Origin of the sequence: Pseudoalteromonas sp. XMcav2-N (genome assembly GCF_024124545.1) — a bacterium.
Lineage (GTDB): Bacteria > Pseudomonadota > Gammaproteobacteria > Enterobacterales > Alteromonadaceae > Pseudoalteromonas.
On record NZ_JAMXSF010000005.1, the window covers coordinates 39756 to 62860 of the forward strand.

The 23105-nt window shown below is 47.5% G+C and carries 15 protein-coding genes and 1 pseudogene; 6 read left to right on the top strand and 10 right to left on the bottom strand.

The features are described 5' to 3' along the window. Nucleotides 1-7 precede the first annotated feature (7 nt). Entirely contained in the window at nt 8-592 is a 585-nt protein-coding gene (locus NH568_RS08255; RefSeq protein WP_253046211.1) for a class I SAM-dependent methyltransferase, read from the bottom strand. A 215-nt stretch (nt 593-807) separates the two neighbouring features. Between NH568_RS08255 and NH568_RS08260 the strand changes: the two genes are divergently transcribed. Then, nucleotides 808-1647 (top strand): DUF6279 family lipoprotein, encoded by an 840-nt coding sequence (locus tag NH568_RS08260; protein ID WP_253046212.1) that lies wholly within the window; start codon nt 808-810, stop codon nt 1645-1647. A 48-nt stretch (nt 1648-1695) separates the two neighbouring features. On the opposite strand, the gene NH568_RS08265 is transcribed toward NH568_RS08260, so the two are convergent. From NH568_RS08265 to NH568_RS08275, 3 genes are all read right to left on the bottom strand, one after another. Further along, the gene (locus NH568_RS08265; RefSeq protein WP_253046213.1) at nt 1696-3873 is read right to left on the bottom strand and encodes a DUF6359 domain-containing protein; all 2178 of its coding nucleotides are present in this window, start codon (nt 3871-3873) and stop codon (nt 1696-1698) included. 274 nt (nt 3874-4147) lie between these two features. Further along, nucleotides 4148-6286 (bottom strand): bifunctional 2',3'-cyclic-nucleotide 2'-phosphodiesterase/3'-nucleotidase, encoded by a 2139-nt coding sequence (locus tag NH568_RS08270; protein ID WP_253046214.1) that lies wholly within the window; start codon nt 6284-6286, stop codon nt 4148-4150. A 377-nt stretch (nt 6287-6663) separates the two neighbouring features. Continuing rightward, complete coding sequence (locus NH568_RS08275; RefSeq protein WP_054016786.1) at nt 6664-7617, bottom strand: LysR family transcriptional regulator; 954 nt, start codon at nt 7615-7617, stop codon at nt 6664-6666. 129 nt (nt 7618-7746) lie between these two features. Here NH568_RS08275 and NH568_RS08280 point away from each other — a divergent pair, with 129 nt between their 5' ends. The 5 genes from NH568_RS08280 to NH568_RS08300 all read left to right on the top strand — a co-directional run bounded on the left by NH568_RS08280 (nt 7747) and on the right by NH568_RS08300 (nt 15634). Then, entirely contained in the window at nt 7747-8913 is a 1167-nt protein-coding gene (locus tag NH568_RS08280) for an efflux RND transporter periplasmic adaptor subunit (RefSeq protein ID WP_253046215.1), read from the top strand. 9 nt (nt 8914-8922) lie between these two features. Continuing rightward, on the top strand, nt 8923-12099 hold the full coding sequence (locus NH568_RS08285; protein WP_253046216.1) for a multidrug efflux RND transporter permease subunit: 3177 nt from the start codon (nt 8923-8925) through the stop codon (nt 12097-12099). 156 nt (nt 12100-12255) lie between these two features. After that, nucleotides 12256-13263, top strand: coding sequence for a zinc-binding dehydrogenase (locus NH568_RS08290; protein WP_046006417.1), 1008 nt, complete (start codon nt 12256-12258; stop codon nt 13261-13263). Between the two features lie 529 nt (nt 13264-13792). After that, nucleotides 13793-14563 (top strand): hypothetical protein, encoded by a 771-nt coding sequence (locus NH568_RS08295; RefSeq protein ID WP_253046217.1) that lies wholly within the window; start codon nt 13793-13795, stop codon nt 14561-14563. A 132-nt stretch (nt 14564-14695) separates the two neighbouring features. Continuing rightward, nucleotides 14696-15634, top strand: coding sequence for a hypothetical protein (locus NH568_RS08300; RefSeq protein ID WP_253046218.1), 939 nt, complete (start codon nt 14696-14698; stop codon nt 15632-15634). A 251-nt stretch (nt 15635-15885) separates the two neighbouring features. Here the strand turns inward: NH568_RS08300 and NH568_RS08305 are convergent. The 6 genes and pseudogenes from NH568_RS08305 to NH568_RS08330 form a co-directional block, all read right to left on the bottom strand. Next, nucleotides 15886-16383 (bottom strand): annotated as a pseudogene (locus tag NH568_RS08305) (transposase); the annotation flags it as partial. Nucleotides 16384-16513: 130 nt separating this feature from the next. After that, a complete protein-coding gene (locus NH568_RS08310) occupies nt 16514-18877 on the bottom strand; it encodes a TonB-dependent receptor (protein ID WP_253046219.1) in 2364 nt (787 codons plus the stop codon). A gap of 175 nt (nt 18878-19052) precedes the next feature. After that, nucleotides 19053-20882, bottom strand: coding sequence for a DUF364 domain-containing protein (locus NH568_RS08315; protein WP_253046220.1), 1830 nt, complete (start codon nt 20880-20882; stop codon nt 19053-19055). Continuing rightward, nucleotides 20872-22056, bottom strand: coding sequence for a radical SAM protein (locus tag NH568_RS08320; protein ID WP_253046221.1), 1185 nt, complete (start codon nt 22054-22056; stop codon nt 20872-20874). The genes NH568_RS08315 and NH568_RS08320 overlap by 11 nt, the downstream gene beginning before the upstream one ends. 11 nt (nt 22057-22067) lie before the next feature. Next, nucleotides 22068-22754, bottom strand: a complete 687-nt coding sequence (locus NH568_RS08325; protein ID WP_253046222.1) for a hypothetical protein — start codon at nt 22752-22754, stop codon at nt 22068-22070. Between the two features lie 61 nt (nt 22755-22815). Next, nucleotides 22816-23100, bottom strand: a complete 285-nt coding sequence (locus NH568_RS08330; RefSeq protein ID WP_138552901.1) for a hypothetical protein — start codon at nt 23098-23100, stop codon at nt 22816-22818. Between the last annotated feature and the right edge of the window lie 5 nt (nt 23101-23105).

The window sequence follows — 23105 nt, forward strand, 5'->3', positions numbered from 1 at the left end:
TGCTGCTTTAACATTTTAGAGCTTCAACAACCAAAAATTCCCCTTCATGAGTGCTATGTACTGCGTGCGATAGTTGAGAAAAGCCACTGCCTTTGAGCAAGGCATTTATACCATCGAGCGCCTTTAATTGTGAATGTACCTCCATATCTCCCTCCGCTGGTGCATTGAGATCTTCACATAGCCATAGTCGACCACCTGATTTGAGCGCAGAGAAAACCAGTCCCATAGCGTAACTTGGGTTTTGCCAATGGTGGACGGAAAATGCGGCGATGACTAAGTCTTGCGTATTATCGGAGACATCCAGTGCTTCAGCACTGGCCTCAAAAAATTGCAGCTGAGCAAGTGACAGCCCGGCTTTTTTCTGGCGCGCTTTTGCTAAAGCGATCATTTTAGGTGTGGGATCAAGTGCCGTGACGCGCACGTTAGCTGCAGACTGCGCCAGGCACAGGCTTAAAAAGCCGCCACCACAGCCAATCTCTACGATGTTGCAACCGGGTTGCACTTTCGCAAGTTGCGGAATTTGCTGGTGGAACGCCAGCTCCCCCCATTGCTCGTCGTAGCTGACTGCATGTTCGTCATTCCAGTGGCTCATAACTATTCCTCTTGTAACTTGTGGTATGGGATCAGTATGCAAGCAAGATGCAGGACAGAGCAGAGCGCAGTTTAAGCGAAAATCGGCTTATTCTAAGATTTGAGTATCGGCACAGTTTGTAACGTAAGAAATATTTACAGACACTTTTTTAGTCCACATTTTGACAAATTCCGTATTAACTAAAGAGACTAACAACACGGACTATGGATACGACAATGAGAAAGCTTTTGATGGTGCTGGCGTTGCTCACAATGACTGGCTGTTCAACTAAATTTATTTATAAAAACGCCGACTGGCTGAGCTATTGGTATCTTGATGACTATGTTTCGCTTACCGATGAACAGGAAGCGCAGTTTGACGAGCGCTTGCTTGCCTGGCTGGACTGGCATAAGTCACAGGAGCTGACACAGTACGCCCAGCAGCTTACTATGCTGAAATCAGATATAGAAAATGACAAAATTACGCTGGAGCGGATTGGCTACCACCGTGCACAAATGCTTGAACATTGGCATCGCTTGCGCAACAAAGTGGTGCCAGATCTGGTCGAAATGGCCCCAATGCTCAGTGATGCGCAGGTCAGTGAACTATTTGATGAAATTGCCGAAGGAGAAGTTGAGCGGACAGAGAAAAGAGCAAAGCGTTCAGAGCAGAAAAAACACAAACGCTGGCTAAAAGAGCGTAAGAACAACCTTAAGCGCTGGATCGGTAGATTGTCTGCTGAACAGGAAGGGCGCATTGAGCAGTTGTATGATCAGCAAATCAGCACCGCTGCGTTATGGTCAGACTATCGCGCGCGCTATCAGGGAGAGCTCAGAGCTTTGTTTGCTCAGCCCGGGCGCGGTGATGTGTTCAAAGCCAGGCTGTCTGAGTTACTGATGGCTCCAGAAGTCTATCGTTCTGAGCAGCTGAACCTGGCTAATGAGCAAAATAGCAAAGCCAACCATCAATATTTGCTGGATGTATATCAAAGCCTCAGCGAAAAACAGAAAAAACGGCTGGTTGCGGAGTTGGATGACCTGATTGAGGATATCGAGTCTCTTGCTGAGGACGAGTAATCACAAAGGCGACGCATATAGCGTCGCCTGACTTTCCTGCCTGCCAGATTAATCCAACAGAGTCAGTTCGGTGACATTGCGTACACCAGGCTGACTCATATAGTCATTTTTAACACCAGTTACACGCAGTTTTTTACCCAATAAAGCAGGGTTCAGCTGAGGGCTGTATGTCGCACGCTGTGATGATTCCAGCTTGATGTACAGCTTGTTACCTGGCGCGTTTGGATCGCTCAGTTCCAGGGCGTAAATGTTGTTGATGGCTGAGGTAATGGTGCCAGCCACAACAACTGGCGTGCCATTGCTTTTTGCCAGTACTTCGCTAACCGTCATATCCAGGTTAGGATCCGGGTCTGGTGAAGTTGACGACGCCTTGGCAATTTCAGAGACATTACGGATACCAGGCTGGCTCATGTACGAGTCGCGCTTACCTGTGATCACCAAAGTCTCATCCAGTATGCTTGGGTTCAGTTGCGGGCTGAACTCGGCGCGCTGGCTGGATTCAAGCTTGATGTTGATGGTGGTGCTGTCGTCAGATAAGTCAGACAGAACCAAAGCATAGATGCTGTTCAGCGGTGCTTTGACCTTACCGGTTAAAGTAATGGTTTCACCCTGAGCGGTGGCCAACGCCTGAGAAACGGATAGCGCGCTCGGTGCGATAACCAAATCTGTAACGTAGCGGATCCCTGGTTCACCCATGTAGCTGTTGCGCTTGCCGGTCACTAACAGAGTTTTACCCAGAATTTCAGGGTTCAATTGCGGGTTGAAGTCAGCGCGTTGATTAGACTCTAACTTGACGTTGATGCTGACAGCCGGGTTATTTAAGTCTGTCAGTAGCAGGCCATAGATACCATTGACGGCGTCAGTTACTTTACCCTGAACAACTAACTCCGTGCCGGTTGTCGCCGCCAATGCGTCAGCAACAGACACCGCAGTGCCTGGTGTTGGATCCGGGTCAGGATCAGGGTCTACCTGGCCCTGGCCATACGGTGCATTGAAAGAGTTGTCTTTGTAGGTATCAGTATCCCATGGGTTAAAGCCGTTACTTGGATTACTCCAGGGTTGACCATTGTTGGGGTCGAACATTTCCTCAGAGGTCATGGGGGTGGGCGTAACGCGACCTGGTGTGCGACCATTGGCACCATCGAAATGGGTGTAGCTTTCAGGTGTAGCCAGCCAGTTGATGATATTAACTGATAAGACAGAGGCGTGACCTGGATCTGTCCAGCCCGGGTAAGTTTTTTTGGTGTTCCCGTTGTCCTGACGACGATATTTAGGAGTTGCATCTTCGATGGGGGAGGAGTCACCAATGAATGCTGCTTTACCAGCACCAGACTTAGCGATGGCAACGTAAGGGCCTTCGGCCTCGCCACCAAAATACAGACCAGAGTCTTTGGCATATTTCCATTTAGTTGGATTGTCTGTTTCAGCAAAGTAAACCAGGCCTTTGGCTTTTTGACCATCAACGATGGCCAGAGTCGCACCTGCAGCCATTAAAATTGGCGCCACACCCTGGGTCAGGCCTTCGGTCTGATTCGCCGGCTCTACACCGCTGACACCTTGCTTATAGTCAACACCGTTAAAGCGAAAACGAATACCAAAGTTTTCTACCAGCCAGCCTTGCTGAGCACTCTTTGGGTTACGCCAGTCACCGTAGGCGCCGCCCAGATTATATTTGCTCAGATCTGAGCGGTTGTAGCCGTTGAAGACTTCGGTAGCATCCCAGGTGTTGAGGTTACGGTCCGCGTCATAGTGGTCGGCGATAAAGAAAATACCTTTACCCGTAGCAACGAAGGTTTCCAATGCCTGTTGCTCTGCAAGGGTAAAGGGACGGTTAGTTTCCGCGAGGACAAAAACATCGGCATGTTTGATGGCATCATAAGTTATGATGGCTTCGTTGGCCTGAGTTGAGATGTTGCGATCGTCATAAAAGCGAATTTTACCGTCATTGTTTAAATCGACGCCGCGATATTCTTCGACACGATAACCTTCAGCGACCAGGGCATCGGCAAAGTCAGAAAAGGCGCCGTCAATAACCCAGTCGGCATTACCTTCAACACCGCCGTGTGAGACGTCGAATAGTACGGTTTTGCCATTGCTTTGTTGTGCACTCGGTACTTTAACCGGTGCGGTATTGTTCCAGTTGTACGGTGTGGCAGCCTGCAAAGCAGTTGCTGATAGTGCAAACGCTACACCAAGGCCTAAGACTGTGAGTTTAGATAGTTTCATCATCAATTCCCGTTGTGAATATCAACCAGACCTTCCACCTATGCTTTGTAAGCGCGCTCACTCAGAGAGTCAAATTGTCGCGAACGTCGCTAAACAATCGTATTTAACTCACCAAGTCGCCAAGCTTCCCTGGCAAGCACACAGTCCTTTGGCCGTAAAGTCGTGCACTGAGTTCAGGTGGTTGATATGAAGTTGCCGCATACTGCCTGTGATTACGGCGCGATATAAAAGCCACGCAAGTGCGTGGCTTTTAATTTGTTTATCGTTCTGACACTCAGTTTGCAGGCTGAGTCAGGTCGATTTGATAGATTGCAAAACCATCTTCTGTGGTTTGATTTAAAGGAGTGATATGGGCAAAGCGCGCACTGAATGCTGTTGCCTTATCCGACGGTGAGCTGTAAAACACAACGTTAGCTCCCGCGACCGGAGCAAATGACCAGTTGCCATCTGCGCTTGGGTCCATGCCGGTTTCAGGGGTTTTGTTTGACTGCAATGAAATATAATCAGCGACCACCTGACGGTTTTCATTTGGTGAGTCTACTGCGATTTTTTCACCAGAGATCCCCGGGAAGTTACCACCACCTGAAGCACGATAGTTATTGGTTGCCACCAGGAATACCTGTTCATCGGTTACCGGTTCGCCCTGATAGGTAAGCGCTTTAATACGATTACCGTCAGACACCTTGTTACCCTTAGTGTCGTATCTTGCAGGCTCTGTGACATCTATCTGGTAGGTCACACCGTCCAGGACATCAAAGTTGTAAGACGGGAAATCTGAATTTACCAGCACCTGAACCGCATCTGTGTTGGGTGTTATCTGGTTAAACTGACCCGCTGACATTTCCAGCCATTGTTTGACTTCAGCACCATTGAGTTTAAGTACTTTCAGCACGTTAGGATAAATATACAAGTCCGCCACATTGCGATAAGCGATGTCACCTTTATCAACCGCTGTGAAATCATCGGCGCCGCCCCGGCCAGCTCTGAAAGGGGCACCCGCTGAAAGGACCGGAAGGTCATCCAGTTCAGTCCCTTTTACAATGGCCTGTGTGTACCAAAGTTGCGCGTCGGTGACTATCTGGATAGACGGATCGTCGTTAACCAGTGCAAAGTAGCTGTTTACCTCGTCAGAGATTTTGGCAAACGGCTCATTAACCCAAGTTTTGGTTTCATCGTGTGCGGCCATTGCCGCGTTTTCGACCTGTGCATCGTTAATGGCCAAAGACGTGACAGTGCGATCTGGGTTGGTGATAGAAATAGGTTCCAGCGTCGACTGAGTGTCTTTTACCTGCCACCCGTCAGCACCGTATTCTAAGGTCATGTCGATGATACCCAGGTTATTACCCCAAAAACCGGGCATGACGGCCGCGATGCCATTAATAGTACCTTTCTCATTGTCGACACCATGTTCTTCTAGGCCAGCATAGCGTGGACCCGGGAAGTTCGCATGGGCATGGCCAAACATGATGGCATCAATGCCGTCGACTTTGGACAGGTAGTAGCTGGCGTTTTCAGCCAGAGGTTTTTTCTCTGCTGTTTCCAGTCCAGAGTGCGGAATAGCTACTATGATGTCTGCACCGGCTTCCTTCATTTTAGGCACATAGTGTTTGGCCATATCGACAATGTCTTTGGCTATGACCTGGCCTTCCAGATTGGCTTTGTCCCACTGCATAATTTGTGGCGGCACAAAACCGATGTAACCGATTTTCAGTGTTTGTGTGTCGCCATTTTTATCAATTACCTGCTTGTCTTTAATGATGTAAGGGGTGAACAGTGGTACATCGTTGTTTGGATCATCGTCACCATCATCTTTAAACACATTGGCTGAGATATACGGGAATTTGGCATCGTCTATGGCTTCGTCCAAAAACTCCAGGCCAAAGTTAAATTCATGGTTACCAATGTTGGCCACATCGTAATCCAGTGTGTTCATTGCACCATAAATCGGGTGGACTTCACCGTCTTTAAGGCCTTTAATTTTGGCCATATAGTCGCCAAGCGGGCTTCCCTGGATCAGGTCACCATTATCAACTAATACTGAGTTTGTAGCGGCTTCTCGTGCCTGACGGATCAAAGTGGCGGTTTTTACCAGACCGACCTTGTTGTCTTCTTTATTCGAGAAGTAGTTAAAGTTCATCAGGTTCGCATGTAGATCCGTTGTTTCCATGATGCGCAGTTCCAGTAAGGTGCCTTCGGCTATCGTGGGCTCTTCAGGTTCCTCAGGGTCTTTGTCATCATCCTTAGGCTTATCATCGTCTACCGGCTGCTTGTCATCGGTCGGTTGTTTGTCTTCATCCGCCTGCTGTTCTTTAACCGGCGGCTTGATCACAACTTTGTTATCGTTATCTGAACAACCAGTGATCAATGCGGTTGTGCCGCAAAACATTGCGAGTGTTAGTAATTTTAATTTCATAGTCCTGACTCTGTAATTGTTTCAGGGGCAGTACTATAGAAACCAAAAAAGACAAAGAGGCTAAGAATTAATGGCATCTCTGTGCCAGATATATGGCTAAAAAAAGACTTTTATTCTTCTGTTAACATTTTAAGCCACGACCGGTTTATTAAATTAAGTATCTGATATTTATTAGGTAAATTCAGTTTTTCGAAAGCAATTCATGACTCTTTGTGAAATGACATTATTGATAAGAGTAAAGTGCAACAGGAGGGGATAAATTCACAAAATGCTTTGCACTCCAGCACTGGGGCGCAAAGCAGGTGTATTTAAACAGTGTTCTGCCACTGTCATTATTGACAATTTTGTATGAGTAGAAAAGCGCCCGTTCTGAGCTATTATTTTGCTTTAGGCTGATAAAGTTGCTCTATTCCGGGAATGTTGAGTTCCCAGCGCGGCTTATGCTCGCCGATATAATGCCGTGCCGCGTCCAAAAATAATCGGGTTCTTACCGGCAGATCCCGGTGCGGGTAAACGGCATACACCGCGCTGTAATCGGGCAGGTTGACATGGGTCAGCAGGGGGACCAGCTGGTCGGTATCTACTCCGTCAGCAAAGAAGAAGGCCGGTGCGGTAAAAAACGCGGTGTGCGATAGTACTTTGCTCATCAGGGCCTCTGCATCATTGGAGCGAAACACTGGCGTAATGGGTTGCTCCTGCGGCTTGCCATCTTCGTCGATATAGCTGATAGCTTCAAAGCGCAGGTGCGAGCTGCTGTATGAGGCTGCGGGCAAGTCTGCCAGGTCGGCCATGGTCTTTGGCTCGCCATAGGTGTCGATAAAGCGTTGGGTTGCCAGGATCAGCATTTTATTACGGGCAATTTTTCTGGCCACCAGAGAGGAGTCGCGGGGCTCACCAACCCGAAAGGCCAGATCGTATCCTTCTGAGATCATATCCACTACCCGGTCATCCATACGTATCTCAACACTGACCTGAGGAAAGCGTTTCTGGAAATCGTTGATGACAGGCATCAGGTAATGTTGGCCGATATAGCTCGATGCGGTAATGCGCAATAAGCCCCTGGGCTCCTGGTGATAGTTTTCTGCCAGTTGCACCGTATCCTGTAATAGTAAGCGCAAGTCTGCGGCCTTTTTTACCATTTCAGCGCCGGCTGCGGTCAGGGAAAATGATCGGGTTGTGCGATTCAGTAACCGAACGCCCAGTTCTTCTTCGAGCTTGCCTATCTGTTTGGAGATCACTGAACGGTCTATATTTCTTAGTTCAGCTGCCTTAGAAAACGACCCCTGCTCAACAACTTCGAGCAACATAATCAACCGGCTGGTGGTATCCATAATCTGTCCTTTCAACACAAAGAAAAGTTTATTGGTGCCATTCTGGCACTAATGTTTTTAAAAAACTACCATTTTTCTTCACGGTAATTCTTCGTACCATCATAGCAACTCATACTGTCGGAGAATGTCATGAATAAAATTAGCTATACACTCAGTGCGGTCGCACTTGCTTTGGTGCTCAGTGGTTGTAGCCAACCAAATGCACAGGAAGGGCAGCAACAGCCGCCACCGCTGACCATTGATGTGGCACAGGTCAAAATGGCCCCGGTGCAGTCGTGGCATACCTTTACCACGCGTTTGCAAGCGCCGGAGCGGGTAGTGCTTAAGCCTCGCGTATCTGGTCAGGTAGAGCAGATGACATTCAAAGAAGGTGAAAGAATTGAAAAGGGCCAGACGTTGTTCAGACTCGACCCGCGCCCGTTTGAAGTGCAGGTTGAAACTCTGAACGCACAGCTGGTTAGTGCTGAGGCTGCGCTGATGCAGGCTAAAAGCGAAGCGCGCCGTGCCAAACAGCTAGTGGCTGAAAAAGCCATGTCAACCGAGCTTGCCGAGCAGCGTGCGGCGACATTGCGTCAGGCACAGGCCAATCGTGATGCTATCGCCGCACAGCTGAAAAAAGCGCGACTTGATTTAGAATTTAGTCAGGTTGAAGCGCCCATCAGTGGCGTGATTTCGCGTGCTATCGTGACCAAAGGTAATTATGTGAGCGCCGGTGAAACCACGCTGGCAACCATAGTTTCAGATCAACAGATCTATGCATACTTTGATGTGGACGAGCGCACCTGGAGCAACAAGTTTGCCGGTGTTGATGCTACTGATGCCGTTACGGTGCAATTACAGCGTATCAATGGTGGGGCATCGGTGCCTGGCGTGGTTGATTTTATCGATAATGAAATTAACCCTAATACCGGCACTTTAGGCGTACGTGCAGTATTTGATGCGCAGCAACACGGTCTGAAACCAGGTGCCTTTGCGCGCATCTCCTTGGGCTCGGCTGACGCAGCTACTATGCCTTTGGTGCCTGAGCGTGCCATTGGAACGGATCTGAAAAACCGATTTGTACTCACGGTAGACGCCAATAACACGCTGCAATACCGATTGGTAGAGCTGGGTGAGCGCTACGGTGCATTCCGTGCGATTAAATCGGGTCTGGAAGCGGGCGATAAAGTTGCAGCCAATGGTCCTGCACGTGTTGGCCCGGGCATGCCTATCACCCCAAACATGGTGACACTGAACCTGGATGATACCCGTCTTGTGATTGCACAGCGCGACACTCAGCTTAGCGCTGCAAACTAAGAGGCAATTATGAACTTTTCTCACTTTTTTATCAGCAGGCCGATTTTTGCGGCCATGCTCTCGCTGGTGTTTGTGATCACCGGCGCCATCTCGCTGTTTCAGTTGCCGGTCAGCGAATACCCAGAGGTTGTCCCTCCAACTGTGGTGGTCAACGCCAGTTACCCGGGTGCGAACCCCAAAGTGATTGGTCAGACCGTTGCAACGCCGCTTGAGCAGGAGCTCAATGGCCTGGAAAACATGCTGTACCATTCATCTCAGGCAACCAGCGATGGCCGCCTTACCCTGACTGTGACCTTTGCTTTGGGCACAGATTTGGATCAGGCCCAGGTTCAGGTGCAAAACCGGGTGAACAATGCCTTGCCACGCCTTCCTCAGGAAGTACAACGCCTGGGTGTGACGGCACAAAAATCGTCACCTAACCTTGCTCTGGTGGTGCATCTGGTGTCTCCGGATGGTCAGCAGGATACCTCTTATATGGCCAACTATGCCGACATCTATATTAAAGATGAACTGAAGCGCTTGCCGGAAGTGGGCGATTTGCAACTATTCGGTGGTGCTAAATACTCTATGCGTGTGTGGCTAAACCCCGACGCGCTTGCAGCCCGTAATCTGACAGCAGGTGATGTGATCAATGCGTTACGTGCACAAAACCAGCAGGTTGCCGCGGGCTCTTTGGGTGCTCAGCCTTCACCGGATGAGAACCAGTTTCAGGTATTGTTGAATGTAAAAGGGCGCTTAACTCAGATTGATGAATTTGAGCAGGTGATCATCAAAGTGGGCGAGCAAGGTCAGATCACGCGCTTGCAGGACATTGCACGTGTTGAACTGGGCCAGGAAAACTATGCGCTGCGCGCCATGCTGGACAACCAGCCTGCGCTGGCAATGCCGGTATTCCAGCGCCCGGGCTCCAATGCTATTGCTTTGTCTGACAACGTACGTGCGACAATGGCGCGTCTGGCAAAAGACTTTCCGGCGGGCATGACCTATGAAATTGCCTATGACCCTACCGTATTCGTACGTGGCTCAATTGATGCCGTTATCCAGACGTTACTGGAAGCCATTTTGCTGGTAGTTGTGGTTGTGGTGGTGTTTCTGCAAACCTGGCGCGCGTCTATCATTCCTTTAATTGCCGTACCGGTGTCGTTGATCGGTACTTTTGCCATCATGCAGATGCTGGGCGTGTCGATTAATACGCTGTCTTTGTTTGGTCTGGTACTGGCTATCGGTATTGTGGTGGACGACGCCATTGTGGTGGTCGAAAACGTAGAACGTAATATTGCCGACGGCTACAGCCCGTTTGAGGCAACTAAAATTGCCATGACTGAAGTAACCGGGCCGATTATTGCCATTGCCTTTGTATTGTGTGCGGTGTTTATTCCAACGGCCTTTATTACCGGACTGTCGGGCCAGTTTTATAAGCAATTTGCCCTGACGATCACCATTTCAACTTTGATCTCGGCCTTTAACTCGCTGACCTTATCGCCTGCGCTTTCGGCCTTGCTATTAAAGTCGCATGATGCGCCGAAAGATGGCCTGACCCGCGTGCTCGACAAACTGTTTGGCACCTGGTTATTCAAACCCTTCAACCGCATGTTCGACAAAGGTGCGCAGGGTTACGAGAAGCTGGTACAAAAACTGATCCGCATGAGTGTGGTCGTGGGAGTGGTGTATTTAGCGCTGGTGGGTTCAACCGTTGGCCTGTTTAACTCAGTGCCGGGTGGCTTTATTCCGCAGCAGGATAAGCAATACCTGGTTGCGGTAGCGCAACTACCGGATGCGGCAAGTCTGGACAGAACTGAAGCCGTGGTCAAACAAATGCAGGCGATTGCGCTGGAAGTACCTGGTGTGGCACATACCGTGGCGTTCCCGGGCTTGTCGGTGAATGGGTTTACCAACAGTACCAACAGCGGCATTGTGTTTACGCCACTGGCTGATTTTTCTGAGCGTCAGGATCCCAGCCTGTCTGCCCATGCGATTGCGATGCAGCTGAACATGCGCTTTGCTGAAATCGATGAAGCCTTTGTTGCGGTGTTCCCGCCGCCGCCAATTCTTGGCCTGGGTACCACAGGTGGCTTTAAATTACAGCTTCAGGACAGGGGTAATAAAGGGTTTGAAGCCTTGTTTTCAGCACTTCAGAATACCATTGGTCATGCGCAACAACATCCGGCACTGACGGGTCTGTACTCCAGCTTCCGTATTCAGGTGCCACAAATGGATATCAACGTTGACCGTGAGCAGGCACTATTGCAGGGCATTCCGCTGGATGAAGTGTTCAATGCACTACAGATTTACCTGGGCTCTGTGTATGTGAATGACTTTAACCTGTTTGGCCGTACTTATCAGGTCAAAGCGCAGGCTGACGCTGAGTTTCGTGCTAAGCAATCGCAGATCAACAACCTGAAAGTGCGTAACGCTGCCGGCAACATGGTGCCGCTGGGCTCCGTAGTTACGGTGACACCCACCACAGGTCCGGATCGGGTGATGCACTATAACGGGTATATGACCGCAGAACTGAACGGCAGCCCGGCGCCGGGGTACAGCTCAGATCAGGCCAAAGAAGCGATTGAATCAGTACTGGCCGAAAGTTTACCGGAAGGGATCAGCTATGAATGGACTGAGGTAACGTATCAGCAAATTCTGGCGGGCAATACTATGGTGTATGTGTTCCCTCTGGTAGTGGTACTGGTTTTCATGGTGCTGGCAGCCCAATACGAGAGCCTGCGTTTACCACTGGCCATTATATTGATAGTACCAATGACGATATTTTCTGCGCTGGCGGGTGTGTATATGCTGGGCGGCGACAATAATATTTTCACCCAGATTGCACTGATTGTACTGGTGGCACTGGCCTCGAAGAATGCGATTCTGATGGTCGAGTTTGCCCGCGATAAGCATAAATCCGGTGCCACGCATCTGGAAGCCATCATGGAAGCGTGTCGTTTACGACTGCGCCCTATCCTGATGACCTCGATTGCGTTCACAGCCGGTGTGGTCCCTCTGGTACTGGCGTCAGGCGCAGGTGCAGAGATGCGTCAGGCAATGGGTAATGCGGTGTTCTTTGGTATGATTGGGGTAACGGTATTCGGCTTGCTATTCACGCCCGTGTTCTATCGCTTACTTACCCTGAACGATAGCGCGAAGGAAGGTTTGCAGGACAGCGCAAGCGAGCCTGTGATTGAAAAATAGCCGTTAACAGGATTTAAACACCTGTCACAATATTGAGTTGTTTGACAGAGACCAAGATGGTTTAATAGCAACAATTGCGAAGTTTTGCCCATAATCGGAAAGTTAAAGTTATGGGCAATCCGGCCTAAAAAGGGTCGAAAAGTGGAGAAAACCACCATGTCAGTCGAAAAAACCACCATGCGAGCACTGGAGCTGCGTCAATGTGGCGCTGAGTTTGATTTAGCGATGGCAGAGCACGCCATGCCAGTGCCGGGAGATAACGAGTTACTGGTGGCCATAGATTATGTGGCCCTGAATCACCTGGACGCACGGATGGCGAAAGACGGATTTTGCCAGTGGCAATACCCGCACATTTTGGGACTGGATGCCGTCGGCACTGTGGTCTCAGCTGCTAAAGGGGTATTTCCCCCCAAAGGCAGCCGCGTATTGTTTAATGCCAGTCTGGCAGAGCAGGGGATGCTAAAAGAATACGCGGTTGTACCCAGCCACGCGGTGTCGGAAGTACCCGATGGCATGAGTGGCGAAGTGGCGGTGTCATTGCCCAATGCGGGCATGGCGGCACTGCTGGCTTTGGATAAAATGCAGGTGCAGGACGGCGACTCGCTGGCCATCAACAGCGCGCAAGGCGCCGTGGCCCATTTTGCCGTGCAATACGCCAAACAGCGCGGCGCTCAGGTGTTTGCTTTTGCACAGAAAGAACACCATAAAAGACTGAGCAAGCTCGGAGCAGACTGGGTGTTCGACTGTGAGTCGGAGTCGGTGTGTGAACAAATCAAGCGAGAAATGGGCCCGGGCGGTTTTGACTGTATTTTAAATACACAAGGCGGCGACTCCTTTTTGGATGACCTGCGTCATTTGCGGTTTTGCGGCCGAATTGCCTGCCTTAATGGCTTTGGCACCATTCCCGAAGAGCTGCTGTTTGAGAAAGCGCCCAACATTGGTGTGGTTTCAGTCGCCGGCGCCTGGATGGCCAACAGCCTGTGCGCCCAGCAGCACTTGTGCTTTATGGGCCGCCAGTTACTTGATGACGTCAGCAACGGCCGCATCAAAGCCCCCGAGGTGAAACTGCTCGACTTTAGCGTCGACACCGTGCGTGATGCACTGAGCTGCCTGCTGGGCAAAACCTGTCAGCAACGCCCGGTGATCCGCATTACGCGTGATTAGACCGAAACGATATTTATGAGTTACAAAGCCCGGCTAGGTTAGTCGGGCTTTTTAATGTGTGCTTGCGCTCCCTGAGCAACATTCTGGCAATTTACCAAGTGGTTAAGAAATAGTTCAACTTCGCTCGCTCCCCATAGTTGTAGGGTGTCGCATATCGTTAAAGCGAATAAATGCAGCAGTCCATTTTTGGTACGCTTCAATGGTGCGTTAGGCATAAAGCCTTAGGCACATTTGTTCTTGTATCATGAGTAGGAAAGGTGATTTCATGAACGCGTCATTTGGCAAAGTTGATACTGGATTTATGTACAGTATTCTGACTATTGTCCAATAACATTATTACGTGCCGTTTTGTCCAATTTTCACACAAATGTGTTTTTGCAGGTTGCAACCGATTGTTTACTTTGAGTTTGTTCCATGGGACTATGAGGGTATGTACTACAGCCCGTTTTGTCGGTTTATGTTCCGACATTTTGGGGTAGAATAAATTGTTATATTTCTTTCATCAAATCCACCATCGGTAAATTTTGCAATGTTGAATTTTAGAATTACAAAATACGATCCTAAAAATAGAAATTCCGATGGTCATTACAAAGTTGATGAATGGACATGTCCGTCAGAAGTCGGGAAAACATTTAACGGTATTGAGTTTAAAGCATCGGAATACTTTGAAACGGAAGAAAAGTATATAAATGCTGTTATAGAATGCCTCCTGTCTAAACACATTAAGCACCTTCGAGTAGTAGATCTTGAGTCTAGGTTTCTACAAGATAACCTTTCGGATAAGGATAGTCAGTGGTTAGTTAACGAAGAGTTTAAGGATATTACTCTTTTTGAAGATAAGAAACTCGAAATAGATGATCTTAAAATTGTAATCCAGATGATTTTACGAGGTTTTTTGGGGTGCAGATTAGAGATTAATGAACAATTTAGTATTAGGTTTGGTTGGGACTACTACATGTATATCTGTTGCGTTAATTTAAATGAGAGCACGATTGAAAAAATTAATGAAACGGGATTGTTTGTTGAGCTACTTGAGCCACTTTACGATATGAAACGTTGTGACTTTTATATCCAGACTTGTCGTGCTGACGAAGATGGGCATAGCTTAGTTGAGGACGAAACACTCCTTAAAACTATGACTCGCGAAAAAATAAAACAAGGTTTAGGTCTTTCTGATGAACATACTGGAAATCATAGTTTTGATATCACTCCTCAAAATTATGCAATGTTTAAAAACGACTTTGAGTTTAACTTCGCTGAATATGAGTATTGTCTATATTGCGATAAGATTTACATATAGGTTAAAACGAAATCTAACAAGTCAATTCAGCAGGACAAAAAACAGTTGGTTTTGCTCCTGCGTCGCTAATTTTAACCAACTGATTTTTGCCTCTGATTGAGGCGTTAGGTATCAATGATAATCGAGTGATTTATGGAAAAAATACTAAGAAAGCTATTTGAAGAAAAAGAAGTTTTTCTTCTGCCAATCATGGTAGGAGTGATGGCGGCTTCTTTTTACCCGGTTATCACTGAATCAAGTTCGATATCGGAAAATAAGGAGACACTAGTTCTTGCAATTGGGTCGGTGACTGCTTTTATGGCAGTTGTAATGGCGCGGTTTTTAAGTGGCTCTTCTAGATCAACTTTACGTGAATCGCGTGAAGTATGGTTGTATAAAGAATTTAGGACGAGAATAAAAGAGCTTGAAAAAGAGAGGTCTCTTCTGCTCGAAGGTGAGAAAAATGAACTCGCAGATGCGATTAAATCAAGACTGATTGAAACAACCACAGAGGATTATCTTTCTGAGATCAAGGAAAAGCTAAAAGAATCAGAATTCAAGTTAGAAATAGCTAAGAGAATGAAAGGAACCTTAGAGCGAATATATAATGAAATAGATGCTCTAGGCCGTCGCGGTACTGTGAATCTCATTCTTGGGGTTATTACTGCACTGAGTGGTGTCTTGGCTTTATCATTTTTTGTCTTGTTTAATGAAGGGGGATCGAAAACTCCAGGTGAATTTGCCATGGAGTTTTTACCTAGACTGTCGATTGTTGTGATAATTGAGGTATTCTCCTACTTTTTCTTGAAGTTATATAAATCAAGCTTGTCAGAAATAAAGTACTTCCAAAATGAGGCTACAAACATTGAGTATTCGTTTGTGGCGCTAGAAACAGCATTGAAGGTTGATGATAGTGAGCTTGTTAAGCAGTGCGTCAATAAAATGCTTCATACCGAAAGGAATCCAATACTAAATGGAGACCAAACAACTCGAGAACTTAAAGATAGCCAGCTAGATGGAAACTCACTACCTTTAACCCCGGATTATTTGGTGAAAATTATTGAAGCAATAAAGACAGAGAAAAATACCTAACAAATAAGGATAGGTGTCGCGAAGCCGACACCTTATCTGGGTGTTGAACAAGCCCTGCGTCGTTGTGTGGTGCTTCTATTTAGTAAATAGCGATGTAGAAATAGAGAAGTATTGAGGGTGGCTGACAGTCGCTTTCTTTTTTAGGGCGCAGTCAGCCCTTAGCATAGTTCGCTAATTAGAAATCTTTAATCTAATCAATTGTTTATATTTCGCTCCTTTTTAAATTCACTTTTGTGTGTGCTTTACCCGGCTTACGATGAGCTAGCCCATGTAAGATCCCCTTGTTTGAATCCGGAGTTAAAGCTTATCGTTCGCGCGCGAATGCCCATAAACTGCATCGGTTTTTGACAGCAGGGGCAAATAATCTTGGCGGCTTTACGCGATGTAACTTTAATGATTGGTAAAGTGTTACCAATTAACGCGAGCAAGTTTTGTATTCGCTGTCGCAGTTTATTGCTGCTTGGGTGCAATAAACCATAGTCACGTACTCGTCGAAATCCCTTAGGTAACACATGTTGTAATATCAGCCATAAAAACTGGGTAGCGGGCAAGGTGCGTGTTTTTCGGGTTTTGGTTTTGCTATCTTGATAAGCAAAGCATATGTTGCCATCGATTTCACTGAGTATGTCTTTATCGGGCAGTACTCCCCGATATAAATAGCGAGATAAATACTTGAGTGCGGGCAGGCCTTTGCCCACATGCTTGCAATGAACCACCCACTTATTAGGTAAATTGGTTGGCAGAGTCAGTGCGGTATGATGAGTTCAGTCGTCGACATGCGGCACTTTTGTGTAACTGGATAAATTTGGGCTCGACGGAGCTTGAGTGTTAACGTAACAAAACTGGTATTAGGTGTGGGCAGTGAGCAGAAATAACTGATTAAAATTGCATACTCACCGATAGCATAAAACTGCGCTTTGGCTGAGGGATAAGTGAGTTAGCCCAGCCCTGTGAGCGCTGCTCAAAATCATCACCACTGGCTGCGGCTTCTGCCCCCGAGTGGTAATAGATTTCATCAAAGATATTTTTTACTTTCAATGCGACTTCGAAGGATTCGAACCGGTAAATGATATTGGCATCTACCGTTAAATAGGCGTCATTTTCTCTGTCTTTAGCACGCAATGTGTTTCTCAAATACAAAGGTTTACTTGAAACCCAGTTGGCCCTGACGTTAACATTAAGTGCCTCACTGACAGGCACATTGAGCCCGGCGCTGATCTTGTGTGGCGCGATATCTCCAAGCTCGGCATTCATATCCTGACAAGGGTTGTAAGTGAGCGTGTTATTGCTTGCGATGTCCCGGCAGTTTTCGATCCCTTCACCCACCCACAGGCCCAGCGTGTGATCGTAGCTGACGCTGCTTTTGGTTTTTGTGTGGGTGTAATACAGATAGCCGGAGATATTTGCAGCGCCCGTTATAAAGTTACTAAACTCAAACTTACCGCGATACTCCAGTCCATAGGTGCTGCGTTTTCCGGCATTTTCGGCTGCTTCTTTTACGACGTCGTCGTACCTGGCCGTAAACAAAGACAAATCATGCAGCCAGTTGTCTTGCTGATACATGTAAATGAACTCAAAGTTTTCCGCCTTTTCGGGTTTCAGATCAGGGTTGGCAGAGCGGCCGCTCCAGCCACCCCAAAGTTGTATCGGGGCTGGCTCCTGAAAAGCCGTACCATAGAGCATCTTAATGGTTGTTTTATCCGAGAGAAAATAAATAGCGGAGGCCCTGGGGTTGGTGGTACTGCCATATAAGCTGTTTTTGTCGTATCTTATGCCAGCATTTACTCGCCAGTCATTGATATTCCAGATGGCCTGAATGTAGGCGCCCCGATCAGTCAGGCTAGCCAGGTTTTCGTCTGGCATGCGGCTGAGTGTGTCTGGCTGGATATTAATGGTGTCGTCTGTATTAAGTGCAACGCCATCACCGGCGGTTTCGGGTGTATCGGACGAGCAAAAAGTTTCGGCAAAATAACCGCAGGCATCGTACGCCTTAGTCAACTCTTTGTCCTCAAATTTAATGCCACCGCTGATCTTTAGCTGCTCAGAGTAATCGAACTCATAATCTTGTTTAAACAGCCAGCTTTTATTGCTGGTTCGCCAGTGTGAAATGGTTAAGGTTGAGACCACATCCGGACCCGTCAGGGCCGTGGAGCCTGGGAAGGATTCAACCCAATAACCCCCATTGCCACTTTTTCTGCTCAGTAGCAGGGTATTTACCTGTACTTTATCTTTTAAAGTGCCTGCATGGCGCAGGTAATATTGCTCGGAGTTGCGATACCACTGCGCTGCAGGCTGCGCTCTGTCGTGAGGGTATTGCGGCCCCCAACCATGGCGCATGTCCCATTCAATGACCCCTAACGTCAGGTTTTTGAACCCGATATCGGCCAAAACCCCCCATTCTCGTTGCGGGTCATGGTAGGCACCAAAATCATTGTATTTAGAGCTATGAGGACAGCCATCGGCTTCACAATTGGCAGACAACGCGGTGTCATAAATAACAGGTCCCCAGATATCCCGGTTGCTCAATAATTCGTTGCTGACAAAGCCCCAGGGAGCCAGTTCGTCTATATCGGCTTCATCACTTGAGTAGTATTTAGCTGACAGGTTATAGGTCAGCTCGTTGTGGCTGCCACCTGCGGCGATATCAATGCTCTGCGTATCATAGCTGCCCGACTGCACATTCACTTTAAAAAAGTCATCACCCTGGTGAGACTCTTTGGCGTCGGACGTAACCAGGTTAATGATCCCCAAAAACGCATTGGGGCCATATACCGCGCCAACGGGGCCATATAATACTTCGATCCGCGCTATATTCGACAGCGGATAATTTTTTGACAAAGTAGCCTCATGATACCACAGGTGATTGTCGACTATGCCATTGACCAGCATCAGTGTACGTTGGGTGAGGGGAGTACGATAGCCGCGCTGATAGGTGATCACACCACCATTGCCATTGGTGACTGTGCTATCAAAGCCAGGCAGATCCAGGATCACTTCATCAATACTTGTATATCCGCGCTGCCTGATATCGGCTGCGGTAATGATCACCATAGCAGCAGGGGCGTCACGTAATGTTTCTTCGATGCCGGAGGCCGATGATACAGTCAGGTCGAGCAAGTCTTCCAGACTAAGTTCCATCAAGGTGTCGAGTTCATCTCCTAGTGCAACCCCAGATGAACCGAATAGAAGCACGGAAGAAAACAAGAGGACCGCTGAAGTGTAGCCAGGTTGTTTCTTAGTCATAAGTTTGCCTTAGCCCTACAAGCTGTAGCGCTCCGATGACTTGTTACCCGAGCAAAATGCTGAATTACCATAGCCAATGCAAAACTTATTCTAGCCTTTAGAGGTTAGAATAAACTCCTTGTTTGTCAAGGTTTCAGGAGTTTATGGCTTTTCTTCTCGGCGGACCAACACACACTTATTCTGCTTGCATATAAAGCTTAGGCAGGTTGCCTTCTAAGCATTTCACGAATGCACTGTAATCAGTCAAAGCAAGTTGATGTAGACCTCGGGGTTTAGCTGATGTGCTAACCAGTCTGACGCCTAGATCGAACAGTTCAGCGGGGTGAATGGCCGCACTTTGTCCCTGAACAATAACGTGATCACATCCTTCAGCAGCACTAAGCAAGTGCCCCATAGTCCCATTTGACAGGGCAGAACCTGTGATGGATACCAGATCTGCACGGCGTAAATCAGTGACATCACAGCCATCAGAAAAGGAGACGCGGGTATGAGGGAAGTGAGCTCTATAATAGGCTTGTCTTGCTTCAACTCTTTTTTTGAACTTAACGATTGCGCTATCGATAACAAGAATATTTGGTGTCTGGGTATGGTGGATCAAATAATCCATATAACCACCAAACCCGACGACAACGGCCTTATTGACCGAGGGCAAAAAAGAGGCCTCGAATGTATCTGAAACTGAAAAACCATTTGCCTGCTCTATAAAAGGCTGCGAAAGGGCACTAACCAGGCACGCTTTTAAGCACATCTGTAACAAGCTCTTGTGCTCGGTCGCGGTTAAAAAATCCAAAAGGAGCGGGTCGTGCTTAAGCCGCTCAGTGAGCTTGGCCGTTGTGTTTGCTATTGCCGCTTGCGACTTAAACCGGTAATAGTTCATACAACAACCGGTGTTGTCGTTATTGAGCGTAACCACACAAAATGTGTTGCTCAGAAAAATTGATTTTATATGGACATCCACTCCAGGCAAGACTCGTTCAAGTGTGTCATCCAGTATTTTAGAATCCGGGTAGGGCAAGGGGTTAAGGCCTGTATCGTTTGCCGGGCTCGCGATTTCTTTAACTTCGGTTACATCCAGACTGGGGATGACATTATCAATGCCCCTTTGGAAACTTTTTGACTGGGTTATGGCACTTTTACAGTTATTTTTAAAAGGAAAACCTAAACCTGTTGCGGCTCCTTCAATGTCTGTCTCACTCAGATAGTTAACCGTGAATTTGTCTCTGGTGGCATCTGTGTTGGTAGAAATTTTGAGTAAAGGTGTTTTGATCTCCGCAATGCCATGCATGGCGGTCCATGTGCATGGCGCGCCAAACAATGTCAGCATGTCATTTAATAAAGATGTGTACCCCATATCACCAGCAAGTGCCATCCAGTTTTCGGCCTGAACCAAAGCATGCTGGCAGTTGGGGGAACACGGGGCATAACTTAGTGTACTAACCCCCAGCTTTTTAAAAGTTTGGTTGAGCAGTGGGGCGTTTTCAAATGTGATGTTGAGCAGTTGTTCGTTGCTATTGAGGGCATGTGCTGCACTCAGATAGGTAGGGTCCTGACACTGATACAGATATTCTAAGTCATGGTTGAAATTGGTACAGCATTGTGGGGCGTTGATAAGCGAGTATATCGATTTTAAATCAGCCTGTTGCCAAGCCATAAGAAATTGTTCGGCATCGTTTTCTAAACAGCATAGCCAGTAGGGTCTGTTGCTGAATAAGTTTAGGGTAGAAGGAGGCAGCCTGATAATTGTAAGCTGCCTGTGACGCTGAGTGTCCGAACGCAGGTTGTCGGCTTGTTTTTGGGTCAGCTCCATTAGTGCACAAGGGTAGTGGCCAGATAAGACTGCTTCAGCAAAAACGTGTGGCACCAAATCCCGAATTGCGTTTATCTTGGGGGCCCAGAGAGTGCGAGCCTGATCGCTCACCCAGGCCCACCTAAAGAAGGCCGGCAGCTTAAAATTAAGCCGTTGCTGTTCTAGTGTGTCATGTATGCGGCTAAATTCAGGTTGCATTGTTGACTCCTTCTTTTTGCTGCATTAGGTACAATATGTATTCAATACTCGGATTCTGACGATTTGCCCAGGCATCTAAGTAAAACGCTTCAATCTCTGAGCGCTTGCTACTTAGGCTGAGGGGGTCTTTTCCAGCATCAATGAGCTGTTGTTCAAGCTTTTCGAAAATCTTGAACCACACTGCACAGTATTCTGTTCTATTGCGCCAATCCCCGTTGATTGATGTGCCCGGGCATTGTCCTTTACACATGGAAAAAAAGCGACAGCCCTGACAACCACCGTTGGCTTGGGGGGTGTGGAATAAAGCGATATATCGCTCATAACCTGGTTGTTCTGATTTTACAAAATCGATTCCATCTTTATTGGTTCTGCCGCAATTGCTACTTTGACCAAACCCCTCAACGCCTCTGACGGCATTGGTTGTGTAGGGATCGCATGCTCTCCAAACACAGCTCGTTTTGCTGTCCTGGCCTGTCAGTAACTTAGTGACTTCTGAAAAAATATCTAAGCTAATGGCACTAAGCTCTTGCTCCAGGTCCAAGAAAAAATTAAGCGCAGTCAGATTCTCTCGTTCGTTAAGCACGTATTTCTGTCTTACTAACTCATTGTCAGATTCCAATAAGTGCAGGCGAACCTTTCTGATCCCCATATTATCCAAACGGAAAAACCATTCCCGCATGGTCGCCAGTTTGTCCTGTGTCGCGTTATTTCTGTGTAGTGTCACTATGATACTTGGAGCCAGCCCCTCCTGACACAGCCGGTAAATGGCACTTTCTGTCTTCTGTGTAAGAGCTCGGGTCTTTTTCAAAGAGCCAGCCCATCGAACATCATTCAATATGCCTGGCCCGTCGATGGAGATACCAACATGGACGTTGAATTTTTTAAATAAGCGAATGTGATTAGCGTTAATTAATGTGCCATTCGTTTGTACCGCATTGTGGCCAAACTGCTCAAAACCCCACTGCCATAGAGAAGCAAGATCTGCTTCAGGTACCATCAGGGCCTCGCCACCGAATAAAGTAAAAGAATCGGCCCCTTCTTCGAGAATAGCCTGTTTCATAGCATTCAGATCATAGTCTTTAGTCAGGTTTCCAGCATCTCGCTGAGGGTTTTGATAACAATACTGACAAGCAATATTACATTTTACGCCCAGGGGTCTTAGCTCGACGTCCATAGTGGTTTCCTCTAGTTCGAACTCGGGAGTTTCAAACGCATTCGGTAGTTCTCAGGTCTGGCTTGCAAAATGCCGAGATCTGGTTGCTCGACGCCTTGTTTACGGGGCACTATTCTAAAGTCCATACTCATGCGTGTTGTTTCAGATGTGTTAGTCACGCTGCCATGAGACAAATAACCGCTATCAAACAGCAGTGCCTGGCCATATTTCACGGATATTGGTTGGTAATCCCTGCGGCCGTACTGTGTTTCACACCAGATGGTGTTTTGTAGCTGAGTATCGACAAAAGGCACCCACACGGTGACATCATTGTGTTGCCCGGTCACCTCAGTATCTCTGTGCCAGGCACTGACACTGCTAGACCCAGCCATTTGTACTCTAAAAACGGGTTCAGCAGGAAAGTTGATGTTGTTATGAAACAGCGGCGCGATAACAAATTCGACAAACCGATAATACAAATCGAGTAGCCCGCTGGGTTTTGCCTGATCGGCGAGGTATTTTCGCTCAGTGATGTTTTGTTTATAACTGATCAACTCATCCGGATTATGGTCCGGAGTTTTCAGAAGGTAGGCGCGATGAAATAATGCCAGATCCTGTGTATTGAAGATCTTGTCAGCAATAATTGTTGCAAAGTCGTATTCCTGAGTGTCGTATTCGACAATTTTGAATACGGCGTTGGCCTGATTGTTTTCTTTCATAGTCAATACGTTATAAATTGAACTGGCCAATCAAAATGATTGGCCAGGAAGTTACTTGTCGTTAGTCTTTATCTGTGTGAGTTGTTACATCGACAACAACATCCACATCGATATCAATATCGACGTCCACTACTGCGATAGCATCTACGTCAATATCAATGTCTATATCAACGTCAACATCGACATCGCTGTGGGTTTCTTTGTCGGTGTGAGCAACTACTTCGTCAACCGTCAGCTTACGCGCCACTACATTCGGAAGATCCGAAAGAATAGATGTCGCCTCCAAAGCTGCCGTTTGCTCGATCTCATACTCGATTTCTATCGACTTAGGTTTCATTACAGTCATTGTTA